The 23,651-nt window shown below is 72.0% G+C and carries 19 protein-coding genes; 11 read left to right on the top strand and 8 right to left on the bottom strand.

Features of this window, described 5'->3' with window-relative positions:
• Positions 1-2: 2 nt before the first annotated feature.
• Positions 3-722: a GntR family transcriptional regulator gene (locus tag ABZX61_RS58090; protein WP_355209846.1), complete on the bottom strand. Its 720-nt coding sequence runs from the start codon at positions 720-722 to the stop codon at positions 3-5.
• Positions 723-785: 63 nt separating this feature from the next.
• On the opposite strand from ABZX61_RS58090, the gene ABZX61_RS58085 reads away from it, so the two are divergent.
• The 3 genes from ABZX61_RS58085 to ABZX61_RS58075 are packed head-to-tail and all read left to right on the top strand — an operon-like array spanning position 786 to position 4,818.
• Positions 786-2,216 (top strand): FGGY family carbohydrate kinase, encoded by a 1,431-nt coding sequence (locus ABZX61_RS58085; protein ID WP_355209843.1) that lies wholly within the window; start codon positions 786-788, stop codon positions 2,214-2,216.
• Positions 2,213-3,583 carry an NAD(P)/FAD-dependent oxidoreductase gene (locus tag ABZX61_RS58080; RefSeq protein WP_355209840.1) on the top strand — a complete coding sequence of 457 codons (1,371 nt, stop codon included), beginning with the start codon at positions 2,213-2,215 and terminating at the stop codon, positions 3,581-3,583. The genes ABZX61_RS58085 and ABZX61_RS58080 overlap by 4 nt, the downstream gene beginning before the upstream one ends.
• Positions 3,580-4,818: an FAD-dependent oxidoreductase gene (locus ABZX61_RS58075; protein ID WP_355209837.1), complete on the top strand. Its 1,239-nt coding sequence runs from the start codon at positions 3,580-3,582 to the stop codon at positions 4,816-4,818. The genes ABZX61_RS58080 and ABZX61_RS58075 overlap by 4 nt, the downstream gene beginning before the upstream one ends.
• 22 nt (positions 4,819-4,840) lie before the next feature.
• Here the strand turns inward: ABZX61_RS58075 and uidA are convergent, their stop codons facing one another.
• Both uidA and ABZX61_RS58065 read right to left on the bottom strand, forming a co-directional pair.
• Entirely contained in the window at positions 4,841-6,601 is a 1,761-nt protein-coding gene (gene uidA, locus ABZX61_RS58070; protein ID WP_355209834.1) for a beta-glucuronidase, read from the bottom strand.
• Positions 6,601-7,791, bottom strand: a complete 1,191-nt coding sequence (locus ABZX61_RS58065; protein WP_355209832.1) for a family 1 glycosylhydrolase — start codon at positions 7,789-7,791, stop codon at positions 6,601-6,603. Before ABZX61_RS58065 ends, uidA begins: the two co-directional genes overlap by 1 nt.
• 85 nt (positions 7,792-7,876) lie before the next feature.
• On the opposite strand from ABZX61_RS58065, the gene ABZX61_RS58060 reads away from it, so the two are divergent.
• The 4 genes from ABZX61_RS58060 (at position 7,877) to ABZX61_RS58045 (ending at position 12,082) form a co-directional block, all read left to right on the top strand.
• Positions 7,877-8,509 (top strand): TetR/AcrR family transcriptional regulator, encoded by a 633-nt coding sequence (locus ABZX61_RS58060; RefSeq protein WP_350727575.1) that lies wholly within the window; start codon positions 7,877-7,879, stop codon positions 8,507-8,509.
• A 194-nt stretch (positions 8,510-8,703) separates the two neighbouring features.
• Positions 8,704-10,035 carry a cellulase family glycosylhydrolase gene (locus ABZX61_RS58055; RefSeq protein ID WP_355209829.1) on the top strand — a complete coding sequence of 444 codons (1,332 nt, stop codon included), beginning with the start codon at positions 8,704-8,706 and terminating at the stop codon, positions 10,033-10,035.
• A gap of 73 nt (positions 10,036-10,108) precedes the next feature.
• Positions 10,109-11,308, top strand: a complete 1,200-nt coding sequence (locus ABZX61_RS58050; RefSeq protein ID WP_355209826.1) for an ROK family transcriptional regulator — start codon at positions 10,109-10,111, stop codon at positions 11,306-11,308.
• A gap of 48 nt (positions 11,309-11,356) precedes the next feature.
• On the top strand, positions 11,357-12,082 hold the full coding sequence (locus ABZX61_RS58045) for a FadR/GntR family transcriptional regulator (RefSeq protein WP_355209823.1): 726 nt from the start codon (positions 11,357-11,359) through the stop codon (positions 12,080-12,082).
• On the opposite strand, the gene ABZX61_RS58040 is transcribed toward ABZX61_RS58045, so the two are convergent.
• Positions 12,079-13,521, bottom strand: coding sequence for a pectinesterase family protein (locus tag ABZX61_RS58040; RefSeq protein ID WP_355209820.1), 1,443 nt, complete (start codon positions 13,519-13,521; stop codon positions 12,079-12,081). The genes ABZX61_RS58045 and ABZX61_RS58040 overlap by 4 nt on opposite strands.
• Positions 13,522-13,584: 63 nt before the next feature.
• Positions 13,585-15,063: an RICIN domain-containing protein gene (locus ABZX61_RS58035; RefSeq protein WP_355209817.1), complete on the bottom strand. Its 1,479-nt coding sequence runs from the start codon at positions 15,061-15,063 to the stop codon at positions 13,585-13,587.
• Between the two features lie 375 nt (positions 15,064-15,438).
• Here ABZX61_RS58035 and ABZX61_RS58030 point away from each other — a divergent pair, with 375 nt between their 5' ends.
• A complete protein-coding gene (locus ABZX61_RS58030; protein ID WP_355209814.1) occupies positions 15,439-19,278 on the top strand; it encodes a Pls/PosA family non-ribosomal peptide synthetase in 3,840 nt (1,279 codons plus the stop codon).
• Positions 19,275-20,546: a M1 family metallopeptidase gene (locus ABZX61_RS58025; RefSeq protein ID WP_355209903.1), complete on the top strand. Its 1,272-nt coding sequence runs from the start codon at positions 19,275-19,277 to the stop codon at positions 20,544-20,546. Before ABZX61_RS58030 ends, ABZX61_RS58025 begins: the two co-directional genes overlap by 4 nt.
• A gap of 9 nt (positions 20,547-20,555) precedes the next feature.
• On the opposite strand, the gene ABZX61_RS58020 is transcribed toward ABZX61_RS58025, so the two are convergent.
• Positions 20,556-20,858, bottom strand: a complete 303-nt coding sequence (locus ABZX61_RS58020; protein ID WP_355209812.1) for a hypothetical protein — start codon at positions 20,856-20,858, stop codon at positions 20,556-20,558.
• The gene (locus ABZX61_RS58015; RefSeq protein ID WP_355209809.1) at positions 20,855-21,163 is read right to left on the bottom strand and encodes a pyridoxamine 5'-phosphate oxidase family protein; all 309 of its coding nucleotides are present in this window, start codon (positions 21,161-21,163) and stop codon (positions 20,855-20,857) included. The genes ABZX61_RS58020 and ABZX61_RS58015 overlap by 4 nt, the downstream gene beginning before the upstream one ends.
• Before the next feature lie 156 nt (positions 21,164-21,319).
• Here ABZX61_RS58015 and ABZX61_RS58010 point away from each other — a divergent pair, with 156 nt between their 5' ends.
• Positions 21,320-21,616 carry a DUF3817 domain-containing protein gene (locus ABZX61_RS58010; RefSeq protein WP_350727567.1) on the top strand — a complete coding sequence of 99 codons (297 nt, stop codon included), beginning with the start codon at positions 21,320-21,322 and terminating at the stop codon, positions 21,614-21,616.
• Between the two features lie 41 nt (positions 21,617-21,657).
• Here the strand turns inward: ABZX61_RS58010 and ABZX61_RS58005 are convergent, their stop codons facing one another.
• The gene (locus ABZX61_RS58005; protein WP_355209806.1) at positions 21,658-22,680 is read right to left on the bottom strand and encodes a cation diffusion facilitator family transporter; all 1,023 of its coding nucleotides are present in this window, start codon (positions 22,678-22,680) and stop codon (positions 21,658-21,660) included.
• Between the two features lie 311 nt (positions 22,681-22,991).
• Between ABZX61_RS58005 and ABZX61_RS58000 the strand changes: the two genes are divergently transcribed.
• Positions 22,992-23,561: a DivIVA domain-containing protein gene (locus tag ABZX61_RS58000; protein ID WP_355209803.1), complete on the top strand. Its 570-nt coding sequence runs from the start codon at positions 22,992-22,994 to the stop codon at positions 23,559-23,561.
• Positions 23,562-23,651 lie beyond the last annotated feature (90 nt).

Below are 23,651 nucleotides of genomic sequence, written 5' to 3'. Positions count from 1 at the left end.
GTTCAGCCGCCTTCGACGGGTACCGGGATCCGCGCCTCCACCTTGAACGACGCGCGATCGGCCCGGTACACGTCGCGCGCGAACTCGATGCAGCGCCCCTCGGCCGTGTAGGTGCGGCGGGTCAGGAGGATCCCGCTGGAGGCGCTGCGGACCCGCAGCCGGGCGCAGGAGGCGTCGTCGATGACGATGGACTCGATGACGGCGGAGGCGTCGGCCGGCACGACGCGATAGTGGGCGCGCAGGATGTGCCAGAGCGAGCCGGTGAGGGGCCGCTCCAGCAGGCCGGGCGTGATCGCGCTGGGGAAGTAGGTGGTCTCCAGCGCGATCGGCTCGTCGTCGGCGAAGCGCAGCCGGTGCAGGGCGTGCACGGTCTCGTCACCGGCCAGGTCGAGCGCCTCCCGGGCCGAAGGCGTCGGGGGGCGCTCCTCGGCCCAGATGAGCTGCGCCGACGGCCGCCGCCCGGCCAGGATGATCTCGTCGGAGAAGCTGCCGATGTGGAACGGCACCCGCGGCTCGGCCACGAACGTGCCCCGCGGCGGCCGCCGGTAGACGTATCCCTCCTTCTCCAGCAGCGCCAGGGCCTGCCGGGCGGTCATCCGGCTGACGCCGAAGGTCTCGCTGAGCTCCCGTTCCGACGGCATGAGGGTGTGCGGGCCGAGCTTCTCGCCGGTGATCCGGTCGCGCAGCTCCGCGGCGATCGTCACGTAACGCGGTGAGCCCATGCTTGACACTCTAGCCCACTTGGACCATACCTTGCGGTCTACACCACATGGTATATACCAAGAATGCATATCCTCGCGATCGACCAGGGCACGTCAGGGACCAAGGCCATCGTCGTGGACGCCGGTGGCGCCGTCCTGGCGATCGCCGAGGAGGCCCTGCGCCCGCGTTACCTGGCGGGCGGCGGAGTCGAGCAGGACCCGCGTGCCCTGCTCGACTCCGTTCTGACCGCCGGGCGGCGTGCGGCGGCCGCGGCGGGCGTGCCGCTGGACGCAGTCGCCCTGGCCAACCAGGGCGAGACCGTGCTGGCCTGGGATCCCGTCACCGGCGAACCGCTCACGCCCGCCATCGTCTGGCAGGACCGCCGTGCCGAGCCGCTGTGCGCCGCGCGGGCCGGGCATGCCGGCCGGGTGGCCGCGCTGACCGGCCTCGTGCTCGACCCGTACTTCTCGGCGCCGAAGATGCGCTGGATCCGCGAGGAGCTGACCACCGAGGGCGTCGTGACGACCACCGACACCTGGCTGGTGCACCGGCTGTGCGGCGCTTTCGTCACCGACGCCTCCACCGCCAGCCGCTCCCTCCTGCTCGGGCTGGAGGACGCGCGGTGGAACGGCGAGCTGCTGGAGCTGTTCGGGCTCGGCTCCGAACGGCTCCCCGAGATCGTCGCCTGCGACGCCGTCGTCGGCACGACCACCGCTTTCGGCCCGGAGGTCCCGGTGACCGGGCTGATCGTCGATCAGCAGGCGGCGCTGCTGGCCGAGGCGTGCCTGGAGGTGGGCACCGCCAAGTGCACGTACGGCACGGGCGCCTTCCTGCTCGCCCAGCTCGGGACGTCCCCGGCGCGCTCGGCGTCAGGCCTGGCCACGTCGATCGCCTGGCGGCTGCGCGGCGAGACGCGCTACTGCGTGGATGGCCAGGTCTACACGGCGGCCTCGGCCGTGCGCTGGCTCGCCGACCTCGGCCTCGTCTCAGGCGCGGACCAGCTCGACGCCGTCGCGGCGCCCTCCGGCGACGGGGTGCTGTGCGTGCCCGCGCTCGCCGGGCTGGCCGCGCCGTGGTGGGACGCCGGCGCCACCGCCTCGTTCACCGGCATGACGCTCAGCACCGGCCGCGGGCACCTCGTACGGGCGCTGCTGGAAGGGATCGCCGCGCAGGTCGCCGAGCTGACCGCGCTGGTGGGGGCGGATCTCGGCGCGCCGCTGTCCCGGCTGCGCGTGGACGGCGGGCTGACCCGCTCGCGCGTCCTCATGCAGGCGCAGGCCGACCTCGCCCAGCTCCCCGTGGAGGTCTACCCGTCGCCGCACGCGACCCCCCTCGGCGCCGCCGCCTGCGCGCTGATGGCCCTCGACCCCGCCATGGACGCCGCCGCGGCGGTCGGCGGCTGGCGGCCGTCGGCCGTCTACGAGCCCGCCTGGCCCGCGGACCGAGCCGCCGCGTACCTGGAGCGGTGGCAGGCCGCCGCCCGGGCCACTCTGTCGTCGAAGGAGAATTCGTGAACACGTACGACGTGGCCGTGATCGGCGGCGGCATCGTCGGCGCGGCCATCGCGCGCCTGCTGGGCGGCACCGCGCTGTCGGTGGCGCTGGTGGAGGCGCGCGACGACGTGGGCGACGGCACCAGCAAGGCCAACACCGCCATCCTGCACACCGGCTTCGACGCCAAGCCCGGCACCCTGGAGTCCCGCCTGGTCGCCCGCGGCTACGACCTGCTCGGCCGGTACGCCGAGGCCACCGGCATCCCGGTCGAGCGCACCGGGGCACTGCTCGTGGCCTGGACGCCGGAACAGCTCGACGCCCTGCCCGAGCTGCGGGCCAAGGCCGAGCGCAACGGCTACACCGCCTGCGAGATCGTCGACGCCGCCGAGGTCTACCGCAGGGTCCCCGCCCTCGGCGCGGGCGCGCTCGGCGGGCTCACGGTGCCCGGCGAGTCCATCATCTGCACCTGGACCACGAACCTCGCCCTGGCCACCGACGCCGTCAACCGCGGCGTGACGCTGCTGCGCGGCCACCGCGTCACCGCGGTCCACCCCGGGCCGGACGCCACTCGGCTGGTCACCACGGGGGGCGAGCTCTCCGCCCGCTGGGTGGTCAACGCCGCAGGGCTGGGCGCCGACGCGCTCGACGCCCTCTTCGGCCACGACCGCTTCACCGTAACGCCGCGCCGCGGCGAGCTGCTGGTCTTCGACAAGCTCGCACGGCCGCTGGCGCCCTGCATCGTGCTGCCGGTGCCGTCGTCCGCCGGCAAGGGCGTGCTCGTCAGCCCCACCATCTACGGCAACGTCATGGTCGGCCCGACCGCCGAGGACCTGACCGACCGGTCCGCCACCGGCACCTCCGAGGCGGGGCTGGAGTTCCTGCGCGAGAAGGGCGCCGAGCTCATGCCCCGGCTGATGGCGGAGGAGGTCACCGCGACCTACGCGGGCCTGCGCGCCTCGATCGGACGCGACGACTACCTGATCGACCTCGACGCCGGGCAGCGCTATCTCCTGGTCGGCGGCATCCGCTCCACCGGCCTGACCGCCGGCATGGCGATCGCGGAGCACGTCGCGGACCTGCTCAAGGGCCACCTCGACCTGGCCGAGCGCACCGCGCTGCCCGCGCCGCCTCACATGCCCAACCTGGGCGAGGCCTTCCCGCGCCCCTACCAGGACGCCGCCGCGATCGCCGCCGACCCCGAGTACGGCAGGGTGGTGTGCTTCTGCGAGCGGGTGACGAAGGGCGAGATCCGCGACGCCCTGGCCTCGGTGATCCCGCCCGCCGGTGTGGAGGGCCTGCGCCGCCGCACCAGAGCCATGAACGGACGCTGCCAGGGTTTCTACTGCGGAGCCCGGGTCCTCGAGATCTTCGAAGGGGGAGCACTGTGACTGAGCGCGTACGGGTGGCCGTGATCGGTGGAGGTCCGGCCGGGCTCACCGCCGCCGCCACGCTCGCCCCGTCCGTGGACGGCGACGTCCTGGTCCTGGAACGCGAGCCGGAGACCGGCGGCATCCCCCGGCACAGCGACCACCCCGGCTACGGCCTGCGCGACCTGCGCAGATTCATCTCCGGACCCGCGTACGCGCGCCAGCTGACCCGCCACGCCCGCGACGCCGGAGCCCGGCTGGAGACCGAGGCCATGGTCACCGGCTGGGCCGGACCGCGGACCCTGGAGGTGACCTCGCCGAACGGCCGCCGCCTCGTCCAGGCCGACGCGGTGGTCCTGGCGACCGGCGCCCGGGAGCGGCCCCGCCCGGCCCGGCTCATCCCCGGCGACCGTCCCGACGGCGTCTACACCACCGGCCAGCTGCAGAACCTCGTCCACCTGCACCATCGCGAGGTCGGGCGGCGCGCCGTGGTCGTCGGCGCCGAGCTGGTCAGCTGGTCGGCGGTCCTGACCCTGCGCGAGGCGGGCTGCCGCACGGTGCTGATGACCAGCGAGTACGACCGGCCCGAAGCCTACGCGGCCTTCCACCTCCCGGGACGGCTGGCCTTCGGCGTGCTCGTCCGGGCCCGCACCCGGGTCGTCGCCGTCAACGGCAAGGGCCGCGTGACCTCGGTCGACATCGAGGACCTCGGCACCGGGCGACGCCGCCGCGTCCCCTGCGACACGGTGATCACCACCGGCGACTGGATCCCCGACCACGAGCTGGCCCGGACGGGCGGCCTGGAGATGGACGCGGCCACGCTCGGGCCGCGCGTGGACACCTCCCTGGCGACGAGCCTGCCCGGGGTGTTCGCGGCCGGGAACCTCCTGCACCCGGTCGACACCGCCGACGTCGCCGCGCTCGACGGCCGCCACGTGGCCGCGGCCGTCCTGCGGCACCTGGCCGGGGACCCCGCCCCCGCCGACGGGGTGCCGCTGGTGGCCGAGGCGCCTCTGCGCTGGGTCGCGCCGCAGCTCGTCCGCCCCGGCGGGCCGCCGCCCTCCCGTGGCAGGCTCCTGCTGTGGGCGGACGCCTTCCGGACGCTTCCGCGGGTCACCGCCACCCAGGACGGACGCGTCCTCGGCCGTACCCGGCTCCCGTGGCCGGCCGCTCCCGGCCGGGTCTTCCGCGTCCCCTTCTCCCTGGTGGCGAGCGCCGACCCCGCGGGCGGCCCGGTGCGCCTCGCCTTGGAGTAAGCAGCCGGCCCTGGAGTGACCGCTATCCCTGTGGTTTGCGGCCGGCGAGCGACCTCCAGCGGGCCCGCAACGCGTGGGCGGCGGCCTTGGGCCTGCGGTCGCGGGTGAAGACGCCCTTCTTGTTGCCGTCCACGCGGTGGATGCCGTGGGAGGTCTGGAAGTCGGCGAAGTTCCACACGTGCTCGCCGACGAACGCCTCGATCCGGTCGAACACGCGGTGGTTCATCTCGAGGTAGGCCTGCTGGTACTCCTCGGTCCACGGCGTGTCCCACACCGAGTGCAGGCCGGGCATGGTGTCGGCGCCGTACTCGCTCATCATGATCGGCTTGCCGAACCTGCCGGCCCAGCCGCGCAGGTCGTGCTCCAGGTAGGTCTCGGCCGTGGCGAGGTCGCCGGTGGCGACGTACCAGCCGTAGTAGCGGTTGATGCACAGCACGTCGAAGAGGTCGGCGATGCGGTCGTTGTCGTGCGTGGCGAAGAGCACCGCCGCGTAGCTCACCGGGCGGGTGGGGTCGAGCTCGCGGGTGAGCTCCACCAGCGGCTCGAAGTACTCGCGCGCGCCTTCCTCGTTGGAGGCCGGCTCGTTGGCGATGCACCACATGACGACGCTGGGATGGTTCTTGTCGCGGGCGACCAGCTCGCGGATCGCCTGGGCGTGCGCCTCGCGGGTGGCCTCGCCGAACGTGTCCGGCGAGAAGGTGGGCCGGGGCGGGGCGCCGGTGAGCCCGGACGCGACGGCGAGGTTGAGGCCCACGGCGGCGGTCTCGTCGATGACGACGATGCCGTGCCGGTCGGCGAACTCCATCACCTCCTCCGCGTACGGGTAGTGCGAGGTGCGGAAGGAGTTGGCGCCGATCCAGTCCATGAGCTGGAAGTCGTGCACGAGATGGGCGTTGTCGTGGCCCTTGCCGCGCACCGGCGTGTCCTCGTGCTTGCCGAAGCCGGTGAAGTAGAACGGCTCGCCGTTGATGAGGAACTCGGTGCCGCGCACCTCCACCGTCCGCACGCCGAACGGCTCGGGGTAGCTGTCGACGACCTGCTCACCGTCCAGGATCTCGGCGACCAGGTCGTAGAGGTAGGCCGCGCCGGGCCGCCACAGCCGCACGTCCTCGATGCGCAGGATGCCGTTCGCGCCGTCGGCCGTGGCGACCTGGGCGCCGGTGGCGTCCAGGACGCGGACGCGGACCCGGGCGGGCGCGCTGGTCCGGACCGTGTACTCCACCGTCCCGTCCATGGCGGTGACGACGGTGATGTCCTCGACGTGGACGGCGGGACGGCTGCAGAGCCACACCGAGCGGGCCAGGCCCGCGTAGTTGTAGAAGTCGTGCAGGTACGTCTGCCGGCGCCGCCCGTCGGCCGTGACGGTGATCGTACCGGGCGGGATCGTCGTGTCGGTCAGCTCGTTGTTCACCCCGATGGTGAGGCGGAACTCCTGCCCGGCGCGTACGTGCTCGGTGATGTCGGCCTCGAAGGGCGTGTAGCCGCCCACGTGCTCGGCCACGAGGACGTCGCCGACGTAGACCCGGCCCTGGTGGGTGGCGGCGTCGACGCGCAGGACGACGCGCTCGCCGGCCCAGCCGCGCGGCACCCGCACCTGCCGCTGGTACCAGGCCCAGCCCACATGGTCGCGGATCGCGCTGTCGGTGAACAGGTCGTTGTAGCTGGCCGGGACCGCCGCCTCCAGCGTGGTGTCGAGCGGGCCGGGGCCGCCGTCGAGGGCGAACCGCCAGAGCCCGTCGAGACCGACCAGCTCACGGGTGGGGGTGGAGCGCGGCTTCAGCATCAGATCTCCCCTCGGCGGGCGACCCCGCCCAGCCAGGCCAGGCTCGGCTTGGGGTGGCGCTCGAACGTCGTGCGGTCGACGGCGATGAGGCCGAAGGTCGGCTCCCAGTGGCCCCACTCGAAGTTGTCTAGGGCGGTCCAGTGGAGGTAGCCGCGCACGTCGATGCCGTCGTCCATGGCGTCAAACAGGTGGCCGAGGGCCTCGGAGGTGTAGGTGATCCGCCGCGTGTCGTCCGGGGTGGCGATGCCGTTCTCGGTGACGAGGATCGGCGTGCGGCCGGTCGTCTCCCAGGCGTGCCGGACGGCGATGCCGATGGCGTCGGGCCGGTAGGCGTTGCCGGTCATCGTGTTGTCCGGGTGTTGCGGGTGCGGGACGACGCCGTTCTCGTCGACGGCCTGGCTGGAGTAGGACTGCACGCCGATGAAGTCGTCGCCGCGGGCGGCCTCCAGGTAGAGGTCCTCACGGACGTGACGCACCTCGCGCAGTTTGTCCTCGTTGCCCGGGGTCGGGGTGAGCGCCTGGCAGGCCACCGTCCAGCCGACGGCCGCCCCGGTGTGCTGCTTCAGAATCGCGCGGGCCGCGTGGTGCGCCTCGGCCAGCCGTTCGCCGATCTCCGGGTCGGGGTCGGGGAGCACCGGCCGCGCGGCGCCCTCGACGGTGGGACTCATCCACTCCTCGGTCGACCGCTGGGTGGCCCGCGCGTCCCGGGCCATCCCGATCATGAGGGCGAGCATGTTGGGCTCGTTCATCGTGCACACCCACTCGACGCCGTCGAGGATGCTCGTGGCCTCCCGCACGTACGTCTGGAAACGCTGGGTGGCGTCCTCGGCGAGCCAGCTGAACCAGCGCGGGTTCGTGAAGTGGTGCAGGGTGATGACAGGGGTGAGACCCAGGTCGAGGGCGGTGTCGATCATCCGGCGGTAGTGGGCGAGTTCGGCTCGGCTGAACTCCCCGGGGACCGGCTCGATGCGGGCCCACTCGATGCCGAAGCGGTAGGCGTTGAGCCCGGCCTCGGCCAGCAGGCGCATGTCCTCGGCGAAGCGGTGGTAGCTGTCGACCGCGTCGCCGCTGCGCTGCATGCCGGGCATCTGCTGCTCGAGGGCCCACCAGTCGCTGTTGACGTTGTTGCCTTCCACCTGGTGCGGCGCGGTCGCCGCACCCCAGAGGAAACCGGAGGGGAGCTGGGGCATGGTGGAGTTCCTTGCTCGAGACCATGGGTGTCGGCGACACGCTAGCATGAAAACCGAATCGCGATACTAATTTGGAGGGGCGTCCATGATGGCATCCGGCAACCGCGGTCCGTACGCGAAGACGGCGGCGGTGCGCAGGCGCGTCCTCGAGGCCTGCGTGGACGCGTTCGGCGAGACCGGCTTCTACGGCGCCACCATGAAGGACATCGCCAAGCGCGCCGGCATCAGCCACACCGGGCTGCTGCACCACTTCCCCCGCAAGGAAGACCTGCTCCTCGGGGTGCTGGAGCTGCGTGACGAACGCGGCACCGAGTTCCTGGAGGCGGCCAAGGTGCTGGACCCGGCCGCCGACCCCGTCGAGACCCTGAAAGGCATGATCGCCGTCATCGTCGACAACGAGCTCCAGCCGGGGCTCATGGAGCTGCACTGCGTCGTGTCGGGCGAGGCGACCTCTCCCGACCATCCCGCGCACGCCTACTACGCCGACCGCTACCGCAATCTGCGCCGCTTCTACGCCGACACCTTCACCGCCCTGGCCGAACGCGACGGGCTGCGCCCGGCGATCGACCCCGAGACGCTGGCCACCATGACCATCTCCCTCATCAACGGCCTGCAGGCGCAGTGGCTCTTCGACCGCGACTCCGTGAAGGTCGAATCCGCCATCCGCGAGTTCTTCCTCTCGGTCATTCCAGGGCTGCCCCGCGCGGCCCTGTCGTGAGCAGACTTATTTAACGGCTGAAACTTTCAGGTGATCCCTCGCCTCCCCCGGGCCGGTCGTCGCAGGCAGGGGCATGGATCGGCACTTCGCGCGGGCCGGGCGTGATCTCCCCTGCTTCTCCGGCCTTCGGCGGCTCTATAGCGTGTGGGGCGCTTCCCGCCCCGGATGGCCGGGGCCCGACCACGAGGTAGGTCATGAGAAGAAGGCTTCTCGCCCTCGGCGCCGCCGTGCTCGCGGCCGTCGCGTCGGTCTTGGTGTACGTCCAGTCCGCGTCCGCGGCCGCGGGCCTGCACGTCAGCGGCACGAAGATCGTCGAGGCCAACGGCCGGGAATTCATCATGCGGGGCGTCAATCACCCCCACGTCTGGTACACCAGCCAGACCGGCTCGTTCGCCAACATCAAGGCGCTCGGCGCCAACACCGTGCGCGTCGTGCTCGGCAGCGGCAAGCGGTGGGGCCCGTCCACCGACGTCGCCAACGTCATCTCCCTGTGCAAGCAGAACAAGCTGATCTGCGTACTGGAGGTGCACGACACCACCGGGTACGGCGAGGAGGGCGCCGCCGCCTCGCTCGACGAGGCGGCCGACTACTGGATCAGCCAGAAGAGCGCGCTCGTCGGCCAGGAGAACTACGTCGTCATCAACATCGGCAACGAGCCGATCGGCAACACCAACGCCGCCCAGTGGACCGCCGCCACCGCGAACGCGATCAAGAAGATGCGCAGCAACGGCTTCGAGCACCTGCTCATGGTCGACGCCCCCAACTGGGGCCAGGACTGGCAGTACGTCATGCGCGACAACGCCCAGACGATCCTGAACGCCGACACCCAGCACAACACCGTGCTGTCGATCCACATGTACGCCGTCTTCAACACCGCCGCCGGCATCGTCGACTACCTCAACCGGTTCCAGGCGAACGGGTGGCCGCTGGTCATCGGCGAGTTCGGCTGGCGCTTCAGTTCCAGCGAGGTCGACCACGAGACGATCCTGGCCGAGGCGCAGTCGCGCGGCCTCGGCTATCTCGGCTGGTCCTGGAGCGGCAACACCGACCCGATCCTCGACATGGCGACCGGCTTCAACCCGAGCCAGCTCACCACGTGGGGCCAGCGGATCTTCAACGGCGCCAACGGCATCAAGGCGACCGCCAAGGAGGCCACGATCTACGGCGGCTCGTCCGGCACTCCGTCACCCACCCCCACGCCCACCCCCACGCCCACGCCTCCCTCCGGCGCCTGCTCGGCCACCTACCAGGTGACCGGCCAGTGGGGCGGCGGCTTCCAGGCCGAGGTCCGGGTCACCGCGGGCAGCTCGGCGATCAGCGGCTGGACGGTGACGTGGGCCTTCGCCAACGGCCAGACCGTCACCAACGCCTGGAACGCGACGGTCAGCAGCAGCGGGTCCAACGTGACCGCCCGCAACATGAGCTACAACGGCAGCCTCGGCGCCGGAGCCGGCACGACCTTCGGGTTCCTGGGCTCGTGGAACGGCAGCAACAGCGTCCCCACGCCGTCCTGCGCCGCCCGCTGACGGAACGACGGCCCGGGCCGGACGCGCCGGCCCGGGCCCGGCTTTCTTTGGCACCCGAAGTAAGGGAGACCGAGTGGCCGGGAGGCCGAGAACCCGCGGGATCGTGCTCAACCGCATCCGGGCGGCGCGCACCATCAGCCGGATCGAGCTCGCCGCCGAGTCCGGGGTCACGCCCGCGACCATCACCCAGGTCGTCCGCGAGCTCATGGACCACGGGCTGGTCGTCGAGGTCGGGCGCGGGGCGTCCACCGGCGGCAAACCCCGGACGCTGCTGCAGCTCAACCCGCGGGCCCGGTACGCGGTGGGCGTCCTGTTCGAACGCAACACCTGCGTCGTCGTCCTCGCCGACCTGACGGGCCGGCCGGTCGCGCGGACCTCGTTCCCCGGCACGGCCCTGCTGCCTCCCGGGCAGGGCCTCACGCTGGTGGCCTCGCGCGTGAACGCCCTGCTCGGCACCGCCGGGGTCGATCGCGGGAAGGTGCTCGGGGTGGGGCTGGCGACGTACGGGCCGCAGGACCGGCGGGCGGGCGTGCTGCTGACCCACCAGCCGACCGCCGAATGGTTCGGATACCCGGTCGCGCCGCGCCTGTCCGAGATCCTGGGCCTGCCGGTGCTGCTCGACAACGACGCGGCGGCCGCGGCGATCGGAGAGTACTGGCTGGGAGCGGTGGACACACCCGCGTTCGGCTGCGTCTACATGGCCAGCGGCATCGGCGGGGGCGTCGTCGTGAAAGGCGAGCTGTACCGGGGCAGCTCCTCCAACGGCGTCGAGATCGGCCACATCACGGTCGACCTGGACGGGGGGCCGTGCGGCTGCGGCAACTACGGCTGCCTCGGCAACTACGCCGACCCGACCGCGGTGATCAAGCAGGCGCTGGAGACATCGAGCCTCGGCCGGCGGCTGGGGCTCGACCCCGCCGACACCGACGTCATGGCCGCGTTCGGCCGCATCGCGACCGCGGCGCTGGCCGGAGATCCGGAGGCGCGTACGCTCATCGAGCGCTCCGCCCGCCACCTGGGCACCGCCGCCGTCACCATGGCGAGCCTGTTCGACCTCGACACGATCGTGCTCGCCGGGCCCAGCCTCGCCGCGGCGGGCCCGATCTACCAGTCGGTCGTCCAGGAGGAGGTGCGGCGGCGCACCTTCGCCCGGCGCGCGCACCCGGTGCGGGTGGTCTCCTCGGTCAGCGGCTCGGACGCGGCCGCGATCGGCGGGGCCGTGCTCGTCCTGCAGGGCGAGCTGGCCGTCCTGGAGCTGGCTCATCTTGATTAATATGATTACTTTTTGTTGCAGGCGGCCCGGCCATGGCATGATTCCGGCATGGAGGAGATCGGAAGGGCCGGCGCCCACGACCGCGTGGTCGTCAGTCTCGGCACGGCCATCGTCAACGGCGTCATCGCCCCCGACGAGGACCTCGACGTGGTGGCGCTGCAGGAGCGGTTCGGGGTGAGCCGGACGGCGGTGCGGGAGGCGCTGCGCGTGCTCGCCGCCAAGGGTCTGGTGGGCGCGCGGCCCCGGCGCGGCACGTTCGTCGCGCCGCGCGAGCAGTGGTCGCTGCTCGACGCCGACGTGCTGCGCTGGCGCTTCGCCGCCCAGGTCGACGAGGTGTTCCTCGACGAGCTGGGCGAGGTGCGCCTGACGATCGAGCCCGCGGTGGCGCGCATGGCCGCGCTACGGCGTACCGACCGGGACCTGGCCGCGCTCGAGGACGCCCTGACCGCCATGCGCGAGGCCGCCGGCCGGCCTACCGGCGACCAGGTCGAGGCCGACCTGGCCTTCCACCACGCCCTGTTGCGCGCGGCGCACAACGAGCTGATGGCCCGGATGGCGACCGCGATCGAGGCCGGGTTGCGGCTGCGCGACCAGTTCGTGCACGCGAACCTCACCAGCGAGTCCGCCGACAAGCACGCCGAGGTCCTGCTGGCCGTCCGCCGGCAGCGCCCGAAGGCGGCCGAGACCGCGATGCGAGCGCTCATCGAGCGCTCGATCGCGGACGTCGACATCGCCAAGAAGATCCACGCCGAACAGGGCGGTCACCGGCACTAGCCGGCGGGGTTCCAGCCGTCGCCGCCGGCCAGGTACTTCTGGGGGGTGTAGTTCGCCGCCTGCGCGTCGCTGAGCTGCGGGCGGTTGGCGTTGGTGGTCGCGCCGGCGCCGTTGTTCCGATATTCGAGGAAGCGGGCGTTCTTCCAGGAGTTCGATGACATGTCCGTCCACGGCTGCGCGGTCGCGATCGTCGCGCTCAGCGTCGACTCCCGGTAGAGCACCTGCGCGTCGGGCCGCCACGGCCGGCCGAGGGTGGTCGTGTTGTTCGTGGCGCCGCTGATGCGCGACTTGTAGAACAGGAAGCCGTACGTCTTGGCCGCCGCCGTGCTGGCCGCGGTGACGGGGCCGCCCGTGCTGCGCTTCTCGTAGATGTCGCAGCTGTGGAAGACGATCGTGCCGCCCCCGAAGACGAAGTCGACGGTCCCTTCCACGTAGGAGTTCTTGACGTACGCGCGGGCCGAGTCGTTGACGAGGAAGGTGTCCTGGTCGCCCAGGATGCGGACGTTCGTCAGCGTGGTGCGGTCGCCGTCCAGCCGCAGCGCGACGGCCTGCGCGCCGCTGGGGACGGTGCTCTCGTCGAGGTCGTTGGAGATCGTCAGGTTGGTGGCGGCGGCGTCACGTGCCGAGATCAGCGCGGTGTAGCTGCCGGAGGTGCCGTGGGTGTAGGCCGAGTGGTTGTTCACGATGAGGGTGTCCGACGGGGACGAGCCCAGACCCTGCAGCGTCACGTACGGCTTGTTGACGACGACGATCTCCCGGTAGGTGCCCGGCTTGATGGTGATCACCACCTGGCTGCTGTTGCCGGCCGGCACCGCGTCGATCGCTGCCTGCACGGTCCGGTAGCGGCCGGTGCCGTCGGACGCCACCGTCGGAGTGGCCGATCCGGAGATGGAGTTGAAGGTCCACTGCATGCGGGCGACGTCGGAGCAGGTCTCCTGGACGATGGGGTTGTTGCCCGCCGTGGAGCCGTCCTTGTTGCTCACGCACAGCCCGGTCGCGACGCTCTTCACCAGGTACTTGCCGGACGCGGCAGAGGAAGGGGTGAAGGTCCACTGCTGGTTGGTCTTGCTGCCGTCGCCGCAACCCCACTGCTGCAACTGCGTACCGGAGACCGTCGAAGCCCCGGGCACGTCGACGCACCGGCCGCTGCCGCCGTTGACCAGATTGAACGCGCTCCCCCGCGCCACCGCCCTGAACTGCTGATCGGGCGCGGAGGCGGCGCAGGCGGTCTGGACGAGCAGGGCGCCGTTGTCGGCCGAAGCGCCCGTCACATCGACGCACTTGCCGCTCGACCCCGACGCCAGCGTGTAGACGCCGCCGTCGGCCGGGACCGCGGCGGCCGAGCTCACTCCGGTGGAGAGGGTCAGGACGGTGACGGGCACCGCCAGGACGACCGCGATCTTCGCGGCGCGTGACGGTGCCTGGATGCCGTGGCGCATGATCGGTCCTTTCCTGAGGTGGGGGTGCCCCGGGCCGGCTCTGGCGCCGGCCCGGGGTGTCGATCACAGGCCGATGTTGGCCTGCGGGCCCGCGTAGGTGCGAAGGAGCGCCGGGACCTGCGCCGCGGGGTCCAGCGTGTAGGAGTAGAAGGAGGACGGTGTGAAGGCGGAGCCGCCGGTCTCCCGCTGGCCCGTCGAGTTGACCACGATGCTGCCGCTCTGGCGGAGCTCGGCGGCGTCGTCCCTGTAGTAGGGGTCCTTGACGTTGTCGTAGTAGCTGTTCTCGAGCACCATCTTGGTGGCGCCGCGCGAGTAGTTGCCGTAGCCGGTGATGTTCTGCAGGTAGTTGTTGTACAGGTGGGCGTAGGCGACGTTGTCGGTGCTGGGGTTGCGCTGGTTGTTGTCGTGGATCCAGTTGTGGTGGATCGTCATCCGCGCCGTGACGTTGTCGGTCCAGCCGATGCCGAACGCCTTGTTGTTCTCCGACAGGACGTTCCAGGACACGGTCAGGTAGCTGGTGTCCTTGCGGCTGTCGATCAGCCCGTCGTTCATCCGGGTGATCGTGTTGTGGTCGATCCAGATGTGGTGGGCGGTGTCCATCTGGATGCCGTCGTAGTCGTACAGCTTGTCGTCGGGGTCGTCGTCGGCCATCCGGGTGTCGCGGATGGTCAGGTTCCGGATGATGACGTTGCTGACGCCGGTGCCGAGGAAGAAGCCGCCGTTGACGATGTGGCCCCTGGTGCCGACGCCGACGATGGTCTTGTTGGAGGCGACCTTGATCTCGGTGCCGTACGGCGTGACGGTGATGGCGCCGTTGACCTTGATGACGTACGGGTCGGCGGCGGTCGCGTACTTGACCAGGTCGGCATAGGTGGTGACGGTCACCGTGGGGCCGGCCGCGCCTCCGGTGGTGGTCGACAGGCCGCTGCCGCTGGTGGCGGCGAACCCGTCGGCGTTGTTGGACCAGACCCGGTCGCCGGACGAGGCGGAGTTGAAGGTCCACTGCATGCGGGCGACGTCGGAGCAGGTCTCCTGGACGATGGGGTTGTTGCCCGCCGTGGAGCCGTCCTTGTTGCTCACGCACAGCCCGGTCGCGACGCTCTTCACCAGGTACTTGCCGGACGCGGCGGAGGAAGGCGTGAAGGTCCACTGCTGGTTGGTCTTGCTGCCGTCGCCGCAACCCCACTGCTGCAACTGCGTACCGGAGACCGTGGACCCGCCCGGCACGTCGACACACCGGGTGCTGCCACTGTTGACCAGATTGAACGCGCTCCCCCGTGCCACCGCCTTGAACTGCTGATCGGCGGCGGTGGGGACGCAGGCGGTCTGGACGAGCAGGGCGCCGTTGTCGGCCGAGGCGCCCGTCACATCGACGCACTTGCCGCTCGACCCCGACGCCAGGGTGTACACGGCCCCGTCGGCCGGGGCCGCCGCCTGCGCCGGTCCCGCGGACGTCACCAGCGCGGTGGCGGTGACCAGGACGGCGGCCATGGGGACGCCGATCGATCGGGTGCGGCCTTTGATGGTTGTGAGCAGATTCATTGATCGCATCCTCGAAGGTCGAGAGGAATCTCCGCATCGGACGAATCAGCGCGCTTCACTAAATCGCCGCCCTCCGCGTCAGTGCGCTGAGGTTACGACCGGGTTTCTGATTACGTCAATCCATGAAACAAACAGGAGGAAGCTGGTCGAGCCCCCGTTTTCAGAGCCCCTGACGGCCGGTCAGCCCACCCTTGCGGCGTTTTTCGCTGGTCATTGCATGACCCCGGGGCAAAGGGCGACAAGCCGTCATCCGAAAAATTTCGATGATTCGGCGGCGTGCCCATCTGAAACTTTCCGCGGCCACCCGGCGGCCTGGTCCGTAACCCGGTGCGCGTACTCTGGCATGTCACCCGTCGTCCATCCAGGGAGCACCGCTTGCGCAGCAATCCGGCCGATTTACGCCTGAGGGCGGCGACCGCGGTCTACCCCGCGGGCGTGCTGGCCCCATCGCCCCGTACCCTCATCGACGTTCTCGACGAGACCGCGCGCCGCCACCCGCACGCGCCGGCGATCGACGACGGCACCGTGGTCCTCGACTACCTGTCGCTGCGCGCCGAGGTGGACCGGCTGGTCGCCGGGCTCGCCGAGGCCGGGGTCGGTCGCGGCTCCCGCGTCGGCGTGCGCCTCGCGTCGGGGACCGCCGAGCTGTACGTGTCCATCCTCGCCGTGCTCGCCGCCGGCGCCGCCTACGTGCCCGTCGACGCCGACGACCCGGCCGAGCGCGCGGAGACCGTCTTCACCGAGGCCGGCGTGGACGCGATCGTCTCCGGGGAGCTCACGGTGACCGGCACCCCGGGCCGGGCGCCCGCGCCGCCGGAGCCCGGCGACGACGCGTGGATCATCTTCACCTCCGGCTCGACCGGCAAGCCGAAGGGCGTCGCGGTGACGCACCGGTCCGCCGCCGCGTTCGTGGACGCGGAAGCGGGGCTGTTCCTGCAGGAGCGGCCGCTGGGCCCCGGTGATCGGGTGCTGGCCGGGCTCTCGGTGGCCTTCGACGCCTCCTGCGAGGAGATGTGGCTGGCGTGGCGGCACGGCGCCTGCCTCGTGCCCGCGCCCAGAGCCCTGGTGCGCACCGGGATGGACCTGGGCCCGTGGCTGGCCGCCCACCGGATCACGGCCGTCTCGACCGTGCCCACGCTGGCCGCGCTCTGGCCGGCCGAGCACCTCGACGGCATCCGGCTGCTCATCTTCGGCGGCGAGGCCTGCCCGCCCGAGCTGGCCGAGCGGCTGGCCGTGCCGGGGCGCGAGGTGTGGAACACGTACGGGCCCACCGAGGCCACCGTGGTGGCCACGGCGGCGCGGCTCACCGGCGAGGGCCCGGTCCGCATCGGCCTGCCCCTCGACGGGTGGGACCTCGCGGTCGTGGACGGCACGGGCGAGCCGGTGGCCATGGGCGAGACCGGCGAGCTGGTGATCGGCGGCGTCGGCCTGGCCCGCTACCTGGACCCTGCCAAGGACGCCGAGAAGTACGCGCCGCTGCCCTCGCTGGGCTGGCAGCGCGCCTACCGCAGCGGCGACCTCGTACGCGCCGAACCCGACGGGCTCATCTTCGCCGGCCGGGCCGACGACCAGGTGAAGCTGGGCGGCCGCCGGATCGAGCTGGGCGAGGTGGACGCGGCGCTGCAGGCGCTGCCCGGGGTCGCGGGCGCGGCCGCCGCCGTCCGCACCGCCGGCGGCGGCCACCAGGTGCTCGTCGGCTACCTCGTCACCGAGCCCGGCTTCGACCTGGCCCAGGCGCGCGAACGGCTCGCGGACACGCTGCCCGCGGCCCTGGTGCCGCGCCTGGCGCCGGTCGACTCGCTGCCCACGAGGACCTCGGGGAAGATCGACCGGGCCGCGCTGCCGTGGCCGCTGACCGAGCCGGCCGCCGCGGAGGTCGCGCTGAGCCCGGCCGAGGCGAGGCTGGCCGGGCACTGGACCGCCGTCCTCGGCGTGCCGCCGAGCGGCCCCGACGCCGACTTCTTCACCGACGGCGGCACCAGCCTGGCCGCGGCCCGACTGGTGTCGGTCCTGCGCGCCGACCATCCCGACGTGGCCGTGGGCGACGTGTACGCCCAGCCGACGCTCGGCGGGCTGGCCCGGCTGCTGGGCGGCAGAGGCGAGGCCGAGCCGGATCGGCCGCCGGTGACCCCGATGCGCAGGCGGTCCGCGCTGGCCCAGTCCGCGCTCATGGTCGTGCTGCTGAGCGCCGGCGCGGCGCGCTGGATCGTGCTGCTCGCCGCGCTCGGCAACCTGCTCGCGCCGTCGTGGGCTCCCCTGTTGTCGTGGTGGTGGGTGGCGCTGGGCGCGCTGCTGTTCGTCAGCCCCGCGGGGCGGATGGGCCTGTCCGCGGGCGTGGCCCGGCTGGTGCTGCGCGGCGTGCGGCCCGGCGCCTATCCGCGCGGCGGCGGCGTGCACCTGCGGGTGTGGTTCGCCGAGCGGTTCGCGGAGCGGCTCGGCGTGCCCGACCTGGCCGGGGCCCCGTACATGGCGTGGTACGCCCGGCTGCTCGGCGCCCAGGTGGGCGCCGACGCCGACCTGCACTCGCCGCCGCCCGTCACGGGGCTGCTCAAGCTCGGCAGAGGCGCCTCGGTCGAGCAGGAGGTCGATCTCAGCGGCTACTGGTACGACGGCGACCTGCTGCGCGTCGGCGAGATCAGGATCGGCGCGGGCGCGACCGTCGGCTCCCGCTCGACGCTGCTGCCCGGCACCAGGATCGGGAAGAACGCCCAGATCGCTCCCGGATCGGCGGTCGCCGGCACCGTGCCGGCGGGCCAGCACTGGGCCGGCGCGCCGGCGTTCCGGCAGGGCAAGTCCCGCCGGTCGCGCCCGGCGGAGCGGCCCGCCCGCTCCCGGTTCTGGGCCGCTGTGTACGGGGTGAGCGCCATGGTGCTCAGCCTGCTCCCCGCCGTCGCGGCCGCGGCCGGGCTCGCGGTCCTGGCCGCGTTCGCCGGGGACGCGCGCACGATCGGCGCGGCCCTGGCCGCCGCCCTGCCGGGCGTGCCGGTCGCGACCCTCGCGGGCATGGCGGCCTTCGCCCTGGTCACGCTGGTCAGCGTGCGGCTGCTCGGGCTCGGCCTGCACGCGGGCCGTCACCCGGTGCACAGCCGCCAGGCGTGGCAGGCGTGGGCGACGGGGCGGCTGATGGCCTCGGCGCGGGTCTGGCTGTTCCCCCTGTACGCCAGCGTCCTGACGCCCGTGTGGCTGCGGGCGCTCGGCATGAAGGTGGGCCGCGGTGTCGAGCTGTCCACGGTGCTGGCGCTGCCCACGATGACCTCCGTCGGCGACGGCGCGTTCCTGGCCGACGACACGATGGTGGCCCCGTACGAGCTGGACGGCGGGTGGATGCGCATCGCCTCCGCGCGGATCGGCAAGCGGGCCTTCCTCGGCAACTCGGGGATGACCGCGCCCGGCCGCAAGGTGCCCAAGGACGGCCTGGTCGGCGTGCTGTCGGCGACACCGAAGAAGGCCAGGTCCGGCTCCTCGTACGTGGGCATGCCGCCCATGGAGCTGCGCCGCACCGCCGAGGACGCCGACCGCAGCCGCACCTACGACCCGCCCGCCCGGTACAAGGCGGCCAGGGCGCTGGTCGAGGCGTTCCGCGTGGTGCCGGCGATGTGCGCGGTCGCGCTCGCCGTCCTGGTGGCCGCCGCCTTCGAGTGGCTCGCGGCGAGCTACGGCTTCGCGGTGACGCTCGCGCTGGGCGGCGTGGTGCTGCTGGCCGCGGGTGTGGCCGCCGCCCTGGTCGCGACGGCCGCCAAATGGGCGCTGGTCGGCCGGATCCGGGCGGGCAGCCGGCCGCTGTGGAGTTCGTTCGTGTGGCGCAACGAGCTGGCGGACAACTTCGTGGAGGTGCTGGCGGCGCCCTGGTTCGCGCAGCCGTGGCTGGGGACCGCGCCGCTGAACGTGTGGCTGCGTTCACTCGGGGCTCACATCGGGCATGGTGTCACATGTGACACATACTGGCTGCCCGAGGCGGATCTGGTGACATTGGGTGATGGCGCCTGCGTCAACCGGGGCTGCGTCCTGCAGACCCACCTGTTCCACGACCGGGTCATGAACATGGACACGGTGACCCTCGACGCGGGCGCGACGCTGGGTCCGCACGGTGTGGTGCTGCCCGCCGCGCGGGTGGGCGCCGACGCCACGATCGGGCCGGCCTCGCTCGTCATGCGGGGGGAGTCGGTGCCCGGCCGTACGCGATGGTTCGGCAACCCCATCTCGGCGTGGCGATGACACCGTACTTCCCCGGGCACGGCGACCACCGCTACATGGTGTCGCACTATGACCTGGCGCTGAAGTACCGGTTGGCGAACAACCGGCTCGACGGCACGGCCCAGCTGACGGTGACGGCCGCCGAACCCCTCGGCGTGCTCGACCTGGACCTCGGCCGCTTCCGGGTCGAAGGCGTCACCGTGGACGGCGTTCCCACCCGCCACACGCACGGCCAGGGCAAGCTGCGGGTGACGCTGCCCTGGTCGCTGGCCGCGGGCGCCGTCGCCGGTGTCGAGGTCCGCTACGGGGGCAGGCCGGTGCCGGTGGCGAGCCCGTGGGGCGGGCTGGGCTGGGAGGAGCTGTCCGACGGCGCGCTGGTCGCCGGGCAGCCCATCGGCGCGCCGTCCTGGTTCCCGTGCAACGACCGGCCCGGGGACAAGGCGACGTACCGGATCTCCGTGACGACCGCGTCGCCGTACGTGGTCATCGCGAACGGAGCGCTCACTGACCAGCGCCGCGCGGGCGGGAACACGACCTGGGTCTACGTTCAGCCCGAGCCGATGGCGAGCTACCTGGCCAGCGTGCAGATCGGGCGCTACCGGCTCGCGGAGGTCGCGGGCACCCGGGTGGCCCATCCGACGCGCCTGGCCACCCGCGTCCGGCACGACTTCGGGCGGCAGGGCGAGATGATGGCGGTCTTCACCGACCGGTTCGGGCCCTATCCGTTCGGCGGCTACGTCGTCGTCGTGGTCGACGACGAGCTGGACATCCCGGTCGAGGCGCAGGGCATGTCGATCTTCGGCAGGAACCACGTGGACGGGCGGCGCGGGTTCGAGCGGCTGGTCGCGCACGAGCTGGCGCACCAGTGGTTCGGCAACAGCCTCACGTTGTCCCGCTGGAGCGACATCTGGCTGCAGGAGGGCTTCGCCACCTACGCCGAATGGCTCTGGTCGGAGGCCTCGGGCGGACAGCCCGCCGCCGCCCACGCCCGGCGCTGGCACCAGCGCCTCACCGCCCTCCCGCAGGACTTCATCCTGACCGACCCCGGTGTGGGCACGCTGTTCGACGACCGCGTGTACAAGCGGGGTGCGCTGACCGTGCACGCGCTGCGCCGGGCGCTGGGCGACGAGGTCTTCTTCCCCATGCTGCGCGACTGGACGGCGGGGCGCCGGCACGCGAACGTCACCACCCAGGACTTCGCCGCGCACGTCCAGCGGCACGCCGCCCAGCCGGTGGTGCCGCTGCTGTCGGCCTGGCTCCACGACAAGCCCCTGCCCCCGCTCCCCTGACGAAGCGCCCTAATACTGGTTCATCCTGGCGTCCATGGCGAGACCCGCGTCGATCACCTTCGCCGGAACTCCCTTGATGCCCATCTGGTCCTTGGCGATCCGTCCGAGCGTCGGCAGGCTCTTGCGGTCCGGCCAGGTCTCGGGCTTCCACAGCGACGAGCGCAGGAACGCCTTCGCGCAGTGCATGTACAGCTCTTCGACGTCGACGAGGACCGCCAGGTGCGGCCGCTTGCCCTGGACCACCAGGTCGTCGAAGAAGGGCGCGTCCGACACGAGCGTGGCGCGGCCGTTCACCCGCAGCGTCTCGTTCATCCCCGGCACGATGAACAGCAGCCGACGTGGGGGTTGTCCAGCACGTTGCGGAAACTGTCGAGCCGGTGGTTGCCGGGACGGTCGGCGAGCACCAGCCGGTGGTCGTCGAGGACCAGCACCGACCCGGCGGGGTCCCCTCGGGGGGAGACGTCGCAGGTCCCGTCCGAGTTCGAGGTCGCCAGCAGGACGAACGGCGAGTGGGCGATGATCGTGCGCGCGTGCTCGTCGATCCGGGCGATGTCCTTGTCCCAGATGGTCTGCGGCGGCTCTTTCACGATCTCCCGGAGCTCGGCCTCGGTCGTCACCGTACGGATCTCAGAAGGATTTCCCATCATCCAAAGATAAGGTAAGGCTAACCTTCACAACAGGAGATCACGCCATCGAGGTGCGGCAAGACCGATGATCAGGCTGCGCTCTACAGCCTGTAGAGTGAGCGCGATAATCGGACGAAAGGGTGGATCGTGCTGCGCTGGTTTCGACTCGTGGCGGTGGCCGAGGCGTGCTCGTGGGCGGGGCTGCTGGTCGGGATGTTCTTCAAGCACGTGACCGAGACCGGCGAGCTCGGCGTGAAGGTGTTCGGGCCGATCCACGGCGCGCTGTTCGTGCTGTACGCGGCCGGGGTGATGCTCTCGGCGCGGGAGGCGGGCTGGAGCCGGGGCGCCGTGGTGCTGGGGCTGGCGTGCGCGGTGCCGCCGTTCACCTCGGTGTGGTTCGAGCGGCGGATGGCGGCGCGTACGGCGGCCGGGCAGCTCGCCTGACCCCGACGGCGGGCCCGTCACGCACCCTGGCGCGGTGCACCTCAGTGGCCCGCGTGGCCGTCGCCGCCCGCCGTCTCGTCACGGCGGAGGGAGTGGTGGGTGGGGCCGTGCGGGTCCGGACAGTGCTGTACGAGCCGACGCAGGGCGCCGTCCTCGTCGAAGGCGTGGCTGCCGGGCGAGGCGTGGTCGACCTGCAAGGTGGTGTGCATGATGCCGGGCCCCTCCCGCAGCAGGCACTCGGCCGCCAGGCGCGCGGCGTGGCAGTCGGCGCCGGGGGTGACCAGCACGTGAGCCGACAGGGCCGCGTATCCGGAGGTGACCTCCCAGATGTGCAGGTCGTGGACTTCGACCACGGTGTCCAGGGCGGCGATCTGGCGGCCGACCTCGGCGGGGTTCACCTCGGCCGGGGCGGCCTCCATGAACACCCGTCCGGCGGCCCGCACCAGGCCCCAGCCCGCCTTGAGCATCAGGGCGGCGACGACCAACGCGGCGATGGCGTCGGCGCGGGCCCAGCCCGTGAGCCAGACGACCACGCCGGCCAGCGTGGTGGCGATGAAGGCGTACAGGTCGTTGAGGATGTGCTGGAAGGCGCCCTCGACGTTGAGGCTTGAGCGGTCGGCCCTGGACAGCAGCCAGGTGGCGGCCACGTTGACGGCGATGCCGGCCAGCCCGGTGACCACCACGAACAGGCCCTCGACGTGGGGCGGCTCGATCAGGCGGCGGACGCCCTCGACGGTGAAGTAGGCCGCGAGCAGCAGCAGGGTGATGCCGTTGGCCTGGGCGGAGATGATCTCGGCCCGTTTGAGGCCGTAGGTGAAGCCGTCGCGCGGCGGACGGGCCGCGATGCGCATCGCGGCCAGCGCCAGCACGATCGCCATCGCGTCGGTGAGCATGTGGCCGGCATCGGAGATCAGCGCCAGCGATCCGGCGATCACCCCGATCACGACCTCGACGGCCATGAAGCCGACGATCAGAGCGAGCGCGCCGCCGAGATGGCGCCGGTCCGCGTGCGCGCCGACGCCGTGCCCGTGACCGTGACCGTGGTGCCCGTGGTGATCAGACATGCGCCTTCCTCTCCTCACTTCTACACATGAACATCTGATCAGGCGTTTAAACCGAATGTAGCTTGTCAATTACTCTCCGTGGAGGTTAGGTCGCCCAGAAAGGAACCGCGATGACCACGCACCCCGACCACCACCATCACGACGAAGCGGCCTGCACGGCCGACCCGGACGAGCCGGCGGACGAGAGCACAGCCTGCTGCCACGACGATCACGACCAGGAGTAGCCCACTCGGGTGTGCCCGCTGCCGCGCCGGCGGGCACACCCGGCCCGTTTCCAGCGCCCACGGCGAAAGGTTCGGTGACGGCCCGCCATGCATGTCACACACGAAGAGCACGACCACGGCCCTCATCTCCCGCACAGCCACGCGTCGGTCGGCGGCGCGCCCGTCCCGCTGCCGGTTCAGGGGAACGTGCCCGGCCAGTTCGCGCTGCTGACCGCCCCCATGGTGCACCACCAGGTCTTCACCGTGGTACGCCTGCGTTCGGGCTACGACCTGGCCGAAGTGGACACCTTCCTGGCGCACGTGGAGACCACGCTCAGCCTGCTCTGGCAGGACAACACCCGCCTGCGCGAACGGCTGTCCACGCCGCCCACCGGCGTCGAGGGAGAAACGATCGCGGCCGCCCAGCGGGAGGCCCTGCGGATCCTGGCAGCGGCCCACGAGGACGCCGAACGGCTGCGCGGCGAGGCCGCGGCGGCGGCCGACACGCTGGCCCAGGCCGCCCGCCAGGCCATCGAGGAGCGGCTCGACAGCGTGATCACCGACCACGGGCGACAGTTGCACCACACCCTGCGCGCCCTGCTGGACGACCTCACCACACCCTCGCCCGAGGGGACGGCTGCCGTCCACACCCATGACGACCCCGCCGCGCCCGAGTGACGCCGGTCCCCAGCCGGGAGCCGTCCCCTTTCCGAACCGCTGCCACCACGCCAGAGCACCGCTGTCACCTCGCCAGAGCACCGCTGTCAC

It is taken from the genome of Nonomuraea sp. NPDC003709 (assembly GCF_040610775.1).
Classification (GTDB): Bacteria; Actinomycetota; Actinomycetes; order Streptosporangiales; family Streptosporangiaceae; genus Nonomuraea; species Nonomuraea angiospora_A.
The sequence above is the reverse complement of the archived record's forward strand: the minus strand, read 5'-3'. Positions and strand labels throughout refer to the sequence as shown.

What these genes read in the sequence shown, in the direction of transcription:
- ABZX61_RS58090 (WP_355209846.1), bottom strand. Translation starts at nt 722, where the DNA reads ATGGGCTCACCGCGTTACGTGACGATCGCCGCGGAGCTGCGCGACCGG.
- ABZX61_RS58085 (WP_355209843.1), top strand. Translation starts at nt 786, where the DNA reads ATGCATATCCTCGCGATCGACCAGGGCACGTCAGGGACCAAGGCCATC.
- uidA (WP_355209834.1), bottom strand. Translation starts at nt 6,601, where the DNA reads ATGCTGAAGCCGCGCTCCACCCCCACCCGTGAGCTGGTCGGTCTCGAC.
- ABZX61_RS58065 (WP_355209832.1), bottom strand. Translation starts at nt 7,791, where the DNA reads ATGCCCCAGCTCCCCTCCGGTTTCCTCTGGGGTGCGGCGACCGCGCCG.
- ABZX61_RS58060 (WP_350727575.1), top strand. Translation starts at nt 7,877, where the DNA reads ATGATGGCATCCGGCAACCGCGGTCCGTACGCGAAGACGGCGGCGGTG.
- ABZX61_RS58055 (WP_355209829.1), top strand. Translation starts at nt 8,704, where the DNA reads ATGAGAAGAAGGCTTCTCGCCCTCGGCGCCGCCGTGCTCGCGGCCGTC.
- ABZX61_RS58045 (WP_355209823.1), top strand. Translation starts at nt 11,357, where the DNA reads ATGGAGGAGATCGGAAGGGCCGGCGCCCACGACCGCGTGGTCGTCAGT.
- ABZX61_RS58040 (WP_355209820.1), bottom strand. Translation starts at nt 13,521, where the DNA reads ATGCGCCACGGCATCCAGGCACCGTCACGCGCCGCGAAGATCGCGGTC.
- ABZX61_RS58035 (WP_355209817.1), bottom strand. Translation starts at nt 15,063, where the DNA reads ATGAATCTGCTCACAACCATCAAAGGCCGCACCCGATCGATCGGCGTC.
- ABZX61_RS58025 (WP_355209903.1), top strand. Translation starts at nt 19,275, where the DNA reads ATGACACCGTACTTCCCCGGGCACGGCGACCACCGCTACATGGTGTCG.
- ABZX61_RS58020 (WP_355209812.1), bottom strand. Translation starts at nt 20,858, where the DNA reads ATGAACGAGACGCTGCGGGTGAACGGCCGCGCCACGCTCGTGTCGGAC.
- ABZX61_RS58005 (WP_355209806.1), bottom strand. Translation starts at nt 22,680, where the DNA reads ATGTCTGATCACCACGGGCACCACGGTCACGGTCACGGGCACGGCGTC.
- ABZX61_RS58000 (WP_355209803.1), top strand. Translation starts at nt 22,992, where the DNA reads ATGCATGTCACACACGAAGAGCACGACCACGGCCCTCATCTCCCGCAC.